The following is a 13,979-nucleotide window of genomic DNA, read 5'->3' as shown; positions in this document are numbered from 1 at the left end:
TCAACGCGTATGAGATCACATGTTCTGGAATTCCGTCCAGACATCCTGCCATTCTTCGCTCGACTGATTGCTGGGCAGCTCGCGCAGCAGGATCAGGCCCGCGCGATAGTCATCCATCAGGTTATGCGCGTTGAGATCCATGTTGATCATCTTCGCCTCTTTCGGATTCTCCTTGTTCAGGAGCTCCCAGGCGACCTTGCTCGGGCCCGAGGCCATGTAGGACGACTTGAGCATCAACCGCCGCTGCCCTTCCGGGCTCACCAGATAGCGGATGAACTCCTTCGCAAGTTCCTCCTTTTTCGTGCCTTTCACGATCGAGGCGCTCTCGGTCCAGATGATGGCGCCCTCCTTCGGCACCGCGGCGCGGATGTTGTGCCCGTCGCGCTGCAAGAGGCCCACCATCCATTCGCCGGTGCCGGGCACCACCATGGCCCCGCCATTGGCGAACGAGTCGAACACGCCCGCAAAGTCCCAGAACCCGGCCACCTGCGGCTTCAGCGAGAAGATGGTCTCCTTCAGCTTTTCGAACTGCTCGTCGGTCAGATCATAGGGCTTCTTGTTGCCGAGATAGGCGCTGATGCAGCCCATGCACGGCAGGTACCAGTCGCGCATGCCGACCTTGCCCTTGATCCGCTCGTCCCACATGATCGCATAGCTCTCGACGTCCTTGGCCGTGAGCTTGTCGGCGTTGTAGGCCAGGCCGTTGATGCCCCAGCTGGTCATCACGGTGTAGAGCTGGTCATCGATCCAATGCAGCGGGAACTTCTGGAAATCGGGCCAGAAGTCCTCGATCGGATAATCCGCCGGGTTCATTGGCTCGATGAAGCCCGCCTGCTTCAGCTCGTTCACATAGGCCTCATCGCTGAGCACCACGTCGAACGTGCCGGGCGGCGAGCCATGAATCAGCGCCAGCAGCCGTTCGCCGCCGCTATATTCCTTGGCGACGATCTTGACCCCGTACTTGTCCTCGAACGGCTTGACCACCTCCGGCGCGCCATGGCCGGGATAGGTGAGCCATGACAGCACCTTGTCATCCGACTGCGCCTCGGCCAGGCGCGGATTGAAGCCGGACAGCGCTGCGGCACCGAAGGCGGTTGCACCAGACAGCACCTGGCGGCGCGTCGGCTTCATGCTCATGAAACGACGGAAATCCATTGCTCGCTCTCCCTCCGGCTGGGCCGCCCTCTTCCTCCAGCGGCTTTGCCTCTCACCCATGTTGGAGCGCGCGGCTTCTGCGAGCCATCCTGCGCCATGCCAACAGATTCGGACAAATCGGTTGTTTCGATAAATACCCATGTTTAAAACCAAAGTTCGGCTTCTGTTGAATGATCGGGAGGTGAGATGGCCACGATCGCCGACCTTGACCTTCGCTTGATGAAGCTGTTCCTCACCATCGTCGAGTGCCGCGGCTTTGCCGCCGCGCAGACGAGCCTCAATCTCAGCCTCTCCACCATCAGCATGCATATGAGCCAGCTGGAGAACAGGCTGGGCGTGCGGCTGTGCGAGCGCGGACGAGACGGCTTCCGGCTCACGCCCGAGGGCCAGAAGGTCTATGAGCTCGGCCGACGCTTAATCGGTACACTGAGCGACGTGAGCAGCGAGATCGCCGGCCTGCGCAATGCGCTGGTCGGCACTCTGCGCATCGGCCTTGTGGACAACGTGGCCAACAACCCCACGGCCAGGCTGCACGAAGCCATTGCCCGGTTCGACAGCCGCCCGCACGAGGTGCGCATGGATGTGGAGATCGTCTCGCCGCGCGATATCGAGCGTCATGTGGCGGACGGGCTGCTCGATGTCGGCATCGGCCCTTCCCTGGCCCGCCAAGGCAGCCTCGACTATGAGCCCGTCTTCGAGGAAACGCAGTATCTCTACTGCAGCTACAACCACGCCCTGTTCCCGCGCTGCCCGGATCGCGTCACCCTCAACGAGGTCTCCCGCGAGAAATACGCGGGCCACATCTGTCCGTTGCCGGACAACGTGCTGCTGCACGGCAAGCTGAGAACCGCCACCACCGGCCAGCACATGGAGAGCGTCGCGCTGCTCGTGCTTTCCGGCCGCTTCATCGGCTATCTCCCCGGTCATTACGCCAGGGAATGGGTGGCGGGGGGCCAGATGCGCCCCATCCTGCCCGACCGTCTGTTCTACGAGAACGTCTTCTATTGCATGTTCCGCAAGCGGCAGTCGCCCAACAAGATCATCAAGCAGTTCGTCCGCGATCTGAAGGAGGCCCACCGGCCCCTGGCGCTCGAGCCAGCTGCCGCCGGCCTAGTCTAGCCCGGATTGGAGGCAATCTTCGCGACCCGATCGGCCAAGTCGAGCGAGGCTGTCAGTCCCGGCGACTCGATCCCGAACAGATTGATCAGCCCCGCGCAGCCATGGGTGGATGGCCCCTGGATCATGAAATCCGAAGGCGCCTGGCCCGGCCCGGAGATCTTCGGCCGAATGCCCGCATAGCCCGGCAGCAAGGCGCCGTCCGGAAGCGCGGGCCAGTAGCGCCGCACCGCCGCGTAGAAAACATCCGCCCGCCGCGGATCCAGGCTGTAGTCCCTGGCTGTCACCCATTCCACGTCCGGTCCGAACCGCGCTTGGCCCGCAAGGTCGAGGGTGACATGGACGCCGAGGCCGCCATCCTCGGGCACGGGATAGACCAGCCGCTTGAACGGGCTGCGGCCCGCCAGCACGAAATAGCTGCCCTTCGCCATGAAGCGCGGCGGCAGATGGCTGACGTCATAGCCGGCGAGCGTTGCCGCAACCTCCCAGGCGTCCAGCCCCGCCGCGTTGACCAGCAGCTTCGCGCGCAGCCACATGGTCTCGCTGCCGGTCGTGAGCACCTCCACCACGTTCGATGCACGATCGATGCGGCCCTCGGCCAACCTTGTGTTCAGGGCGAGAACGGCGCCGGCGGCCTCCGCGTCCCAAAGATAGTTCTGCATCAGCGCATGGCTGTCGATGATGCCGGTGGACGGCGAGTGAATGGCCGCCACGCAGCGCAGGGCCGGCTCCAGCTGCGCCACCTCCGCCGGGTTGACCATGCGCAAGTCGGTGACCCCATTGGCGGCACCGGCCTGCATGAGCGCCTTCAGCGTCTCGACCTGCGCGTCCGACGTCGCCACGATCAGCTTGCCGCAGCGGGCATGGGGAATGCCACGTTCGGCTGCATAGGCATAGAGCGCGTCCCGCCCCGCCATGCATGTCCTCGCCTTCAGGCTACCCTGCGGATAATAGATGCCCGCATGGATCACCTCGCTGTTGCGCGAGGAGGTCTCGGTGCCGATCGCGTCGCAGGCCTCGACGATGATCGTCTCGCGGCCGGAGCGGGCGAGCGCCCGCGCCACCGCAAGCCCCACCACGCCTGCGCCCACCACAACGCAATCGACCGTTTCCATCACCCTATCGGCCGTCTCTCATGATCTCGCGCGCCGCATTGTAGCCGGCCACGCCCATCACCCCGCCACCGGGATGGTTGGACGAGCCGCACGTATAAAGGCCCTCGATCGGGCTGCGGTAGTTCGCATATTTCGCTGCCGGCCGCAGGATGAACAGCTGGTCGAGCGACAAGTCGCCCTGGAAGATGTTGCCGCCGGTGAGACCGATGATCCGCTCGAGATCCGGCGGCACCAGCACTTGGGCATGAATGATCGCGTCCTTCACATTGGGCGCGTAGTCCGCCCAGGTGTCGATCACCCGCTGATAGAACGGTTCGCGCTCCGTCTCCCAATCGCCGTCGCGCAGGTGATAGGGCGCATGCCCGCCGAAGATGTTGATGACATAGGTGCCCTCGGGCGCCAGCGTCTTGTCGAACACCGAGGGCGCAACCACCGTCATGTAAGGCTTTTCCGACGGTCGGCCGTATTTGGCATCATCATAGGCCCGTTCGAGATAGTCGAGGCTCGGCGCCACATGCATATAGGTCGGGTAGGCCCGGCCCGCCCGGTTGGCATCGAAAGCGGTGTATTGCGGCAGCTCGCGCATGGCCAGGTTGATCTTGAAGGTCGAGCTCTTGGTCTTGTAGTTGCGGATGTCCTCCAGGAAGTCATCGGGCAGCTCGCGCGCATCCACCAGGCGCAGGAAGGTGGCCTTGGCGTCCGCATTGCTGATCACCTTCTTGGCCTTGATCACCCGCCCGTTCTCAAGCTCGACGCCGACCGCCCGGTTGCCGCTGACCAGCACGCGCTTCACCGGAACATCGGTGGCGATCGAACCGCCATTCGCCCTGAGCGAGCTGGCGATCGCGTTGCTCACCGCGCCCATGCCGCCCTGGATGAAGCCCCAGCCGCCTGCCCCTTGCGAGGTGTCGCCCATCAGGTGGTGCAGCTGCACATAGGCCGAGCCGGGCGTGCGCGGCCCCGCGAAATTGCCGATGCCGCTGTAATAGGACAAGACGCCCTTGATCGCGTCCGATGTGAACCAGCGGTCGAGATAGTCGCTCACGCTCAAGGTGAGGAAGTCCGCCAGCCGATAGACGTGATCGCCCAGCCGGCGCACCTGCATGAGCAGGTCGAGCGTGTCCTTGAGGTCGCGCAGCTTGTACGAACTCAGATTTGGCGGCGTCGTCCACAGGAATTGCCGGAACGCTTTAGCCGCCTCCTGCAAGTGCTTGTCGTAAGCCGGAAACACCTCCGCGTCGCGCTTGGAAAAACGGGCGATCTCCTCGCAGGTCCGCTTCAGATCATCGTGATAGTAGATCGCGTCCCCATTCTCCAGCGGCGTGAACAGGAAGTCGTTGGGCAGGAGCTTGTAGCCGTATTTGGCGAGCTCCAGATCCTGGATGATGCGCGGCTGCAGCAGGCTCATCATGTAGGAGGCGACCGAAACACGGATGCCGGGCCACAGCTCCTCGGTCACCGCCGCGCCACCGATCACGTGCCGGCGCTCGACCACCAGCACCTTCCACCCGGCCTTGGCCAGATAGGCGGCGCAGATCAGCCCGTTATGGCCGGCGCCGATGATCACCGCGTCGTAAGCATCCTGGCCGATGCCATCGGCACCCGCCTTGTTCGCGTCGATGGTGGAAGAAGAGGCAGAGGTCATGTCAGAACGTCCTTGGGGTGCTGATCCAGAGAAGCACGGCTGCTTCCCCGCCCGGATTGCGCCAGGCATGGATCACCGTGCTGGGAAAGTAGATGCTGTCGCCTTGGCTCAGCCGGTGCAGCTCGTCGCTGCCCAGCGTGATCTCGAACATGCCGGCAAGCACGTGGATGAACTCCTCGCCTTCATGTGCATAGCTGCCTTCCGATGCGGCGCCCGGCGCAAGCGTCCAGCGTTGGCAGTCGATCTTGGTGCGGCCCTCGGCCAGCTGCTCCACCTGGATGAGCGGCCCCAGGATAGGCACCCGCCTTGCGCGGCCCGCCTTGACCACCCGGCTCACCGTCTCCTGAGGCGGGGCCAGCAGATCGGTGATCGGCGTGCCGTAGCAGGTGGCCAGCGCCATCAGGCTCGCCATGGACGCACCACCCGAGGTGCGCTCCAAGGTGCTGATGAGCGAGATGGGCAAGCCGGTGCGTGCGGATACCTGCTTTAGGGTGAGTCCGGCCCGTTGGCGCAGCGCCTTTACCTTAGGCCCGAGCGCCGGCGGCGGTGCCGAGCGATCGTCGGACCCATTGCCCGCCGTGTTCAGCACCGCCCTGATCGCCGCAATGTTCAGCCGCTGGACCTTGCGTAGCCGATTGATCTCGCGCACCCGCTCGACATCGCTGTCCCGATAGACGCGGTGCTCCCCCTCCGTGCGGAATGGCGCGACGAGCCCATGGTTCTCCCACAGTCGTAGGGTTGACGGGCTGACGCCCACGAGCTTGGCGACTTCGGCAACACGAAACGTCTTGACCGCCGACAAGGGCACGTCCCCACCCCGAACTTACATTGTTTCTGTAACTCTTATTTGGCTTCCCTGCGCTTCGCAATAGCTGTTTGAGCCGCTGGCGCATGCGAAGCCTACTCCAAACAGCTTCGGTTTTTCCGAATCTCAACCCCAGAAAATTGTGGCTTGCCGGCTCCGCACCCCCTTCGCACTATGTCGAAAGGGTGACAAAGGGGACGGATCAATGTGGAAAAGACGAGACGTGTGCAAGACCGCCATCGCTCTGGCCGCGGCGGCCTTCATCGCATCCTCAGCGCCTGCTCAGGCCCAGGACAAGGGCACGGTCTATTTCCTGAGCTGGGGCGGCACCATCCAGACCATGCTGGAGAAGGAAGGCTGGGCCGATGAGTTCAAGAAGGACACGGGCTACACCGTGACTTTGGTGCCCAAGGCAACCTCCGCCGAGATCATCGCCACCGCCATTGCCCAGAAGAACAGCCCGCAGGTCGACGTGGTGATGTGCGACCTCGCCGCCTTCCAGCAGGGCATGGCCCAGCAGATTTTCGAACCGCTGGACGAGAAGGCGGTACCCAATCTTGCCAACATGGTGCCGAGCGCCAGGCTGGGCGACAGCGGGGTCGCGCCTTACGCGGATATCCTCGCGCTCGTCTACCAGAAGGAGGTGTTCGAGCGGAATGGCTGGGCCCCGCCAACGACTTGGAAGGATTTGTTCCGGCCGGAATTCGGCAAGACGCTGATCATCCCGCCGGTCTCCAACACCTATGGCATGTATCTGCTGGTCGAGCTTGCCCGCCAGAACGGTGGCGGTGAGCGCAACATCCAGCCCGGCTTCGAGGCGCTGAAGAAGCTTGCCCCCAATGTGGTGGACTGGACCACCACCTTCGCCAAGATCGCCGACCTCATGCAGCAGGAGACCGGTGCCCTCGCCGTGTTCGGCAACGCCTCCGGCTGGGAGATCGCCAAGCGCGGCGTTCCGGTCGACGTGGTGGTTCCGGAAAATTCCTATATGAGCCCCACCGTCGCGGGCGTGATGAAGGGTGCGCCCAATCAGGAGGGCGCACGCGCCCTGCTGAATTGGCTCATCAGCGAGAAGGTGCTCACCTATCGTGCCGAGCGCTTCGGCCAGTCGCCCCTCAATACGAAAGTGAAGCTCGAGGGCGAGGCCGCCCAGCGCGTTGTCACCGGCGATGCGCTCAAGGAACTGCAGACGGTCGACTACGACTATGTCGCCTCCGTGCGCAATGAGTGGAACCAGCAGTTCCAGCGGGAGGTGGAGCCCCTGCACTGAGCAGGCAGCGGATCAGGCCGGCCGCGATGCGTAATTCACCGCGCATCGCGGCCCTTTCCCATGCCGTGCCACCGGATGCGTGATGCTGGAACTCCAGGGAATATCCAAGTCATTCGGCTCTGTCGCCGCGGTGAAGGACGTCTCGTTTTCCGTCGCCCAGGGCGAGTTCTTCTCCCTGCTCGGCCCCTCCGGCTGTGGCAAGACCACCCTGCTCCGCGTCATCGCCGGGATCTATGAGAGCGACGCCGGCAGCATCCGTCTCAACGGGCAGTCCATCGACAACAAGCCCATGCGCGCCAGGGACACGGCCCTGGTGTTCCAAAACTACGCGCTCTTCCCGCATCTCTCGGTGTTCGAGAACGTCGCCTTCGGCCTGAAGATGCGGCGGGTGCCGCGGGCTGAGATCACCCGCCGCGCCGGCGAGGCGCTGGAACTGGTCCGCATGGCCTCCTTCGCCAAGCGGCTGCCGGGCGAGTTGTCGGGCGGCCAGCAGCAGCGGGTGGCGCTGGCGCGTTCGGTGGTGGTGCAGCCGAGCCTGTTGCTGCTGGACGAGCCCCTGAGCAATCTCGACGCCAAGCTGCGCGACGAGATGCGCGGCGAGATCCGCAGCCTCCAGCAGCGCCTCGGCATCACCACCATCCTGGTCACCCACGATCTGCACGAGGCCTTCGCCGTGTCCGACCGCATCGCCGTGCTGCGCCAGGGCCAGCTGCAGCAGGTCGGCACCGCGAATGAGCTTTACGACGCGCCCGCCAGCCGCTTCGTCGCCGGCTTCGTGGGTCACGTCAACCTGCTCGCCGGCACCGTTGTGGCACTGGCCGACGGCAAGGTGACGATTGCTTGCGGGAACGGGCTCGACCTTTCGGCCGCGGCCAGAAACCTGTCCTGGCAGATCGGCCAGCCCGCATGGGTGAGCCTGCGGCCGGAACGCATTCGCCTCGGCGCGGCCGATCTCGACGGCGGCACCTTCGATGCCAAGGTGACGGAGATCACCTATCTCGGCAGCCGCGTGCATCTCGCCCTCGATGTGGCCGGCACGGCGATCCGCGCCGACGTTCAGAATGTCGGGCAGGCGCTGCCCAAGCCGGGCGACAGGGTGCGCATCGGCTGGAGTCGCGGCGATGTCATCGCCCGACCGGAGGAACCGGACCATGGCCGCTGACGCCCAAGCCCGCCGTCTCGGGCCGCTTGCCCTGCTGGTGCCGCTGCTCCTGATCATGCTGGGCTTCTATGTCTGGCCGCTGATCCAGACGGTGATCAACAGCTTCCATCCCTATGAGCTGTCCGGCATCGATTTCTCCCGCTGGACGCTGGAGAACTATGCGCGTCTGGCCGACCCCTTCTATCTCGACACCTTCCTGCGCACCGCCCGGATCAGCGTCATGATCACACTCATCACCTGCGTGCTGGCCTATCCCGTGGCCATCTTCATCACCGGCCTCTCCAAGCGCGCCCAGGCGCTGCTCCTGCTCGTCTACATGGCCCCATGGCTGGTGAATGTGGTGGTGAAGGCCTTCGGCTGGAGCCTCATTCTCAGCGGCAACGGGGTCATCAACCGCGCCTTGCGCGAGCTTGGCCTCATCGGCGCGCCCCTGCAGCTCATGTTCAACGAGACCGGCATCATCATCGGCCTCGTGCAGGGCCACTTCCTCTTCGTGCTGCTGCCCTTGTGGGCGGCGCTCAGCGCGCTCGACCCGCGCCTCAAATGGGCAGCCGAAAACCTCGGCGCATCACGCGCGCAGGTGTTCCTGCGGGTCACCCTGCCCATCACCCTGCCCGCGCTGCTCGCCGGCGCCTTCATCAACTTCACCATGAACATGGCGGCCTTCGCCACGCCCGCCCTGCTCGGCGGGTCGCGGGCGCGGGTCATCTCCTTCGTCGCCTATGAGGTGAACCTGATCGAGCTCAACTGGCCGTTCGGCGGCGCCTTGGCCATGGCCCTGCTGATCGCCACCCTCATCCCCATCTGGCTGTCCCGCCGTCTGGCCACCATGCGCCAGGCCAAGCTGAGGGAGGCGTGACGCATGCTGCTCATCCTCAACATCGCCATGCTCGTCTTCATGCTGGCCCCGATCGTGGTGGTGATCTGGATGTCCTTCACCCCCGGCGCGGTCTTCGCCCTGCCCTTCTCCGAATTCTCCCTGCGCTGGTATGAAGCCTCCTTCGCCTATCCCGGCTTCCTCAACGCCTTCATCCTGAGCGTCCAGCTCGGCTTCGTCTCGGCGCTGATCTCCGCCATCCTGTCTCTGCTGGCAGCCTATGCGCTGCTGCGCGGCCGGCGCGTCCGCGGCCTGGAACTCGCTGAAGGCCTGTTCCTCTCCCCGCTCATCGTGCCGGCGGTGGTGTTCGGCATCGCCATGCTGCAATTCATGAACCTGTTCGGGCTCTACAACACCTTCTTCGGCCTGGTCATGGCCCATGTGGTCGTGATCACCCCCTTCGCCATCCGCACCATCCAGTCGAGCCTCAGTGCCGTGCCGATCGAGGTGGAATGGGCCGCCGAGAACCTGGGCGCGACGCGCGCCAGCGTGCTCTGGCGCATCGTGCTGCCGGTATGCAGCCGCGGCATCCTGGCCGCCTTCCTGCTGGCCTTCCTGATTTCCTTCTCCGAGGTGACGGTCACCATCTTCGTCACCGGGCCGAGCTACCAGACGCTGCCGGTGCGCATCTACAACTACCTGACCGACCAGGTCGACCCGACGGTCGCCGCCATCTCCACCATGCTGATCGTGCTGTCCATCGCCCTCGTGCTGGTGCTCGATCGCCTGGGCGGCCTCGTCAACATCCGGAAATAGAAAGGCGTATCCATGTACGATGAGATCATTGTCGAGCGGGCCGATGGGATCGCCACCATCACCCTGAACAAGCCGCCCTTCAATCTTGCCAGCTTCGCCATGCTGAACGATCTGCGCACCGCCTTCGATGAGATCGAGGCCGAGGCCGAAACCCGGGTCGTCGCGCTCAGGGGCGCCGGCGACCGCGCCTTCTCCGCCGGTGCCGATTTGGGCGACGAGAGCCGCCACACCGCCGAGACCGGCCGCTCGTTCCGCGAGCTCGGCCGCTTCCTGGTCGAGCGCATCGAGACCTTTCCCAAGCCGGTGATCAGCGCGGTGCGCGGCTGGTGCATCGGCGGCGGCACCGGGCTCGCCTGGGCGGCCGATATCCGCATCGCTTCCGACACCGCCAAGTTCCGCGCCGGTGACGTCTATCTCGGCATCATCCCCACCTGGAGCATCGGCATGGTGCGCCTGGTGCACCATATCGGCCGCAACCGCACCCTCGATCTGCTGCTGCTGGGCGAGGATGTGAACGCCGCCCGCGCCCTGGAGCTGGGCCTGGTGAGCAAGGTGGTGCCCGATGCCGAATTCGACGCCGCGGTCGCCGCCACCGCCAAGCGGCTGGCCAGCGGCGCGCCCTTGCCCATGCAGGCCATCAAGCAGGCGGTGCGCGCGCAATACTACGACGGGCCGGACCGGGCCGCCGTGCTCGAGGAGAAGTGGGCCCAGCGCATCCTCGCCACCAAGGACGCCAAGGAGGGCATGGCCGCCTTCCACGAAAAGCGCCAGCCGGTCTTCACCGGCGAATAGGGATAATCCCATGGATTTCGCCCTCTCCAAGCAACAGCAGGAGCTTCAGGCTCGCGCCCGCGACGCGGTCGAGACGGTGGTGCGGCCGCTCGCCGCCCGCATACCACCGGGGCAGAAGCTCACGGCTGAAGACCTGCGCGCGCTCTACAAGGCCCTGGCGCCCTTGGGCTATGTCGGCAGCACCATCCCCAGGGAGGCCGGCGGCGCCGGGCTCAGCTATGTGGATTACGGGCTGCTGCTGGAGGCGCTGGCCCCCTCCCCGGTGCTGCTGGCCGAAGTGGTGCCGCCGCGCTCGATCTACTATCTCGGCTCGCCCGAACAGAAGGCGCGCTGGTTGTCCAAGCTGCTCGCAGGCGACATGGTGGCCACCGCCGCGATCACCGAGCCGCAGGCCGGATCCGATATCCGCAACCTCCAGACCACGGCCGCGCGCGACGGGGACAAGTTCCGCCTGAACGGCCGCAAGCGCTGGATCAAGCTCGGCGGCGTGGCCGATGCCATGACCGTGCTGGTGGTGAACGACCCTGAGAAGGGTGCCGCGGCCGGCACCAGCCGGCTGTTCGTGGAGCGGGAACATTCGCCCTGGAGCCACGAGGAAATCCCGTGCGTGGGCATCCGCAATCTCTCCTTTGCCGAGGTCTGGTTCGAAAACGTTCCCGTTCCCGCCGACAGCCTGCTGGGCAGCCCGGGCGCTGCCTCCGAAGCCTTCCTCAAGGCCATCGAGGCCTCCCGCGCGCTGATCGCCCTGCAGGCCGCCGGCATTGCCCGCCATGCCCTGAGCCTTGCCATTGATTATGTCGGCCAGCGCCACGCCTTCGGCCGGCCTCTCGCCCGCTTTCAGGCGATCCAGACCGTGCTCGCCGATGCCGATGCGCAGGTGGAAGCCAGCCGCCTGCTCGCCCTCCAGGCCCTGTGGCGGCTCGACCAGGGCGAGCGCTGCCCGCGGGAAGCCTCGCTTGCCAAGCTCTATGCCACCGAGGCGGCGGTGCGCGCCTGCCACCAGGCCATGGATTGCATGGGCGCCTACGGTCTTTCCGAGCAGGCCGAGGTCGAACGCTGCTGGCGGGATGCGCGCATGCTCACCGTCATCGACGGCACCTCAGGCATTCAGCGCCTGGTGGTCGGGCGGGAACTGGTCGGCGCCTCGGCCTTCGTGTGATGTGGAGTTGATGGAACATGGAAGCGGTTAAGGTGCAGGGCTCGGTCGAACGCATCTTGAGGCCCCGGTCGGTGGCGGTGTTCGGCGCCTCCGAGGATCGGGGCAAGTTCGGCGGGCGCATTCTGCACTACCTGATGAAGCACGGCTTTGCCGGCCGCATCGTGCCCATCAACCCGAACCGGGCCACCGTCAACGGCATTCCCGCCTATCCCGACATCCGCGCCGTGGGAGAACCCATCGATGTCGCCATCCTCGCCGTGCCGCAGGACCGCATCGTGGCGGCGCTCGAAGGCTGTGCCGCCGCCGGCGTGGGCGCCGTCATCATCATCACCACCGGCTTTGCCGAGGCCGACGAGCAGGGCGCCCGCATCCAGGACGAGATGGTTGCCCTGGCCCGCGCGTCCGCCATGCGCCTGGTCGGCCCCAATTGCATGGGCCTCATCAACCCGCATCACAACTTGGCCCTGAGCTCGTCCCTGGTGCTCGAGGTGCCGCAACTGCACCGCGGCGCCATCGGCTTCATCAGCCAGAGCGGCGCGCTCATGGTGGCCGCCTATAACCGCGCCCATGACGCGGGGATCGGCTTCAGCGCCTGCGTCTCGCTCGGCAACCAGGCCGACCTCGAAATCTGCGACTTCTTCGAGTACCTGATCGCCGATCCCACCACCCGGGTCATCTGCATGTATATCGAGGGGCTGAAGGATGGGCCCCGCTTCCGCCACCTGGCCCTAAAGGCGGCCCAGGCCGGCAAGCCCGTACTGGTGGTCAAGACCGGCCGCACCGAAGCCGGTGTCAAGGCGGCCCGCTCGCACACCGCCAGCCTGGCCGGCGCCTATAGCGCCTTCGAGGCGGTGTGCCGCGACGCCGGGGTGATCACCCTGGACGACCCGGACGGCATGCTGCTGCTGGCCGACATGCTGGTGCGCTATGGTCCGCCCAAGGGCTCCGGCATCGGCGTGTTCTCGCCCTCCGGCGGCGGCGCCGGCATCGGGGTCGACCGCATCGCCGAGAGCGGCCTGCGCCTGGCCGAGCTTCGGCCCGAAAGCAAGCAGCGGCTGCGCGGCCTGCTCCTGCCGCCACAGGCCGACAACCCCATCGACCTCGGCGGCAGGCTGGGGCCTGATGTGCCCGGCTCATCCGACGAGATCATCGAAACCTTCACCGCCGACCCCGATGTCAGCGCCTCGCTTATCATGCTCACCACCACGCCCCGCTACGAGGCGGCGGCGGTGGAGATCGGCAGCGGCTTCATGGCGGCCGGCAAGCCCTTCGCGCTGGCGGTGATGCCGGGCAGCGCCGCTGACGGGGTGCGGCAGGAACTGCGCCGCATCGGCTGCCCCTTTGTCGACCGGGTCGACGATGCGGTCCGCATGCTCAAAGGCTATATGAGCCTGCTCGACCGCCAGCCCGCCAAGACAACACCTGTGCGGCCGGCCGGGCTGCCCAGCGCCGACCAGCACCTCGCCGGTCCGCTGCTGGAGCATGAGGTAAAGGATCTCCTCCAGTCCTATGGCGTGCCGGTCGCGCGGGAAACCTTCTGTGCCGACAGGCGCGAGGCCGTGAATGCCGCCGAGCGCATCGGCTTTCCCGTGGTGCTGAAGGTGGTCGCCGAGGGCCTCGTGCATAAGAGCGATATCGGCGGCGTCCGCCTCAACCTCACATCGGCTGAGGCCGTGCGCGCCGCCTGGGACGAGATCGAGGAGATGATCGCCGAACACGCGCCCGACAGCCTGTTCCGCGGCGGATTGGTCTCGGAAATGGTACGCTGGCGCGACGAGCTCATCATCGGGGTGAAGCGCGACGAGCAGTTCGGGTCCATGGTACTGGTGGGCTTCGGCGGCATCACCGTGGAGCTCGACCCCGATACCGTGCTGGCGCCCGCCCCGGTCGACAAAGCACAGGCGGAAAAGATGCTGCGGCGCCTGCGCCGTTTCCCGCTGCTTGACGGCTATCGCGGCCGCCCGCCCGCCGATCTCGCCGCCATCGCCGATGCGGTCGCCCGGGTTTCCTGGCTGGCGCACGACCATGCAGGCACCCTTCTGGAACTCGATATCAATCCTCTGGTGATCCGCGCCTCCGACGGCAAGCCGGTGGCGGTGGACGCGCGGGCGACGATCGCGCGCTAGA

General features: G+C 65.8%; 12 protein-coding genes. 8 read left to right on the top strand and 4 right to left on the bottom strand.

Annotated features, from left to right (window positions below):
* Nucleotides 1-15 precede the first annotated feature (15 nt).
* Nucleotides 16-1,155, bottom strand: coding sequence for an ABC transporter substrate-binding protein (locus tag E4P09_RS23915; RefSeq protein WP_137392181.1), 1,140 nt, complete (start codon nucleotides 1,153-1,155; stop codon nucleotides 16-18).
* A 186-nt stretch (nucleotides 1,156-1,341) separates the two neighbouring features.
* Here E4P09_RS23915 and E4P09_RS23910 point away from each other — a divergent pair, with 186 nt between their 5' ends.
* Nucleotides 1,342-2,274, top strand: coding sequence for a LysR family transcriptional regulator (locus E4P09_RS23910; protein ID WP_137392180.1), 933 nt, complete (start codon nucleotides 1,342-1,344; stop codon nucleotides 2,272-2,274).
* Here E4P09_RS23910 and E4P09_RS23905 read toward each other — a convergent pair.
* Genes E4P09_RS23905 through E4P09_RS23895 form a run of 3 tightly spaced genes read right to left on the bottom strand, consistent with a single transcriptional unit; the run spans nucleotide 2,271 to nucleotide 5,833 of the window.
* Nucleotides 2,271-3,386 carry an NAD(P)/FAD-dependent oxidoreductase gene (locus E4P09_RS23905; RefSeq protein WP_137392179.1) on the bottom strand — a complete coding sequence of 372 codons (1,116 nt, stop codon included), beginning with the start codon at nucleotides 3,384-3,386 and terminating at the stop codon, nucleotides 2,271-2,273. The genes E4P09_RS23910 and E4P09_RS23905 overlap by 4 nt on opposite strands.
* Before the next feature lie 4 nt (nucleotides 3,387-3,390).
* Nucleotides 3,391-5,031 carry a phytoene desaturase family protein gene (locus tag E4P09_RS23900; RefSeq protein WP_137392178.1) on the bottom strand — a complete coding sequence of 547 codons (1,641 nt, stop codon included), beginning with the start codon at nucleotides 5,029-5,031 and terminating at the stop codon, nucleotides 3,391-3,393.
* Between the two features lies 1 nt (nucleotide 5,032).
* The gene (locus tag E4P09_RS23895) at nucleotides 5,033-5,833 is read right to left on the bottom strand and encodes a MerR family transcriptional regulator (RefSeq protein WP_170984614.1); all 801 of its coding nucleotides are present in this window, start codon (nucleotides 5,831-5,833) and stop codon (nucleotides 5,033-5,035) included.
* Between the two features lie 208 nt (nucleotides 5,834-6,041).
* Here E4P09_RS23895 and E4P09_RS23890 point away from each other — a divergent pair, with 208 nt between their 5' ends.
* The 7 genes from E4P09_RS23890 to E4P09_RS23860 all read left to right on the top strand — a co-directional run bounded on the left by E4P09_RS23890 (nucleotide 6,042) and on the right by E4P09_RS23860 (nucleotide 13,978).
* Nucleotides 6,042-7,106, top strand: a complete 1,065-nt coding sequence (locus E4P09_RS23890; RefSeq protein ID WP_137392176.1) for an extracellular solute-binding protein — start codon at nucleotides 6,042-6,044, stop codon at nucleotides 7,104-7,106.
* 82 nt (nucleotides 7,107-7,188) lie between these two features.
* Nucleotides 7,189-8,268 (top strand): ABC transporter ATP-binding protein, encoded by a 1,080-nt coding sequence (locus E4P09_RS23885; protein WP_137392175.1) that lies wholly within the window; start codon nucleotides 7,189-7,191, stop codon nucleotides 8,266-8,268.
* The gene (locus E4P09_RS23880) at nucleotides 8,258-9,127 is read left to right on the top strand and encodes an ABC transporter permease (RefSeq protein ID WP_137392174.1); all 870 of its coding nucleotides are present in this window, start codon (nucleotides 8,258-8,260) and stop codon (nucleotides 9,125-9,127) included. The genes E4P09_RS23885 and E4P09_RS23880 overlap by 11 nt, the downstream gene beginning before the upstream one ends.
* A 3-nt stretch (nucleotides 9,128-9,130) precedes the next feature.
* Nucleotides 9,131-9,901, top strand: a complete 771-nt coding sequence (locus tag E4P09_RS23875) for an ABC transporter permease (RefSeq protein WP_137392173.1) — start codon at nucleotides 9,131-9,133, stop codon at nucleotides 9,899-9,901.
* A 12-nt stretch (nucleotides 9,902-9,913) separates the two neighbouring features.
* Nucleotides 9,914-10,693: an enoyl-CoA hydratase/isomerase family protein gene (locus E4P09_RS23870; RefSeq protein WP_137392172.1), complete on the top strand. Its 780-nt coding sequence runs from the start codon at nucleotides 9,914-9,916 to the stop codon at nucleotides 10,691-10,693.
* 10 nt (nucleotides 10,694-10,703) lie between these two features.
* On the top strand, nucleotides 10,704-11,852 hold the full coding sequence (locus tag E4P09_RS23865; protein ID WP_137392171.1) for an acyl-CoA dehydrogenase family protein: 1,149 nt from the start codon (nucleotides 10,704-10,706) through the stop codon (nucleotides 11,850-11,852).
* Nucleotides 11,853-11,869: 17 nt separating this feature from the next.
* On the top strand, nucleotides 11,870-13,978 hold the full coding sequence (locus E4P09_RS23860; protein ID WP_137392170.1) for an acetate--CoA ligase family protein: 2,109 nt from the start codon (nucleotides 11,870-11,872) through the stop codon (nucleotides 13,976-13,978).
* The last annotated feature ends 1 nt before the right edge of the window (nucleotide 13,979 follow it).

This window comes from Rhodoligotrophos defluvii, from assembly GCF_005281615.1.
GTDB classification, from domain to species: Bacteria; Pseudomonadota; Alphaproteobacteria; order Rhizobiales; family Im1; genus Rhodoligotrophos; species Rhodoligotrophos defluvii.
This window is presented reverse-complemented; position numbering and strand designations above follow the sequence as displayed.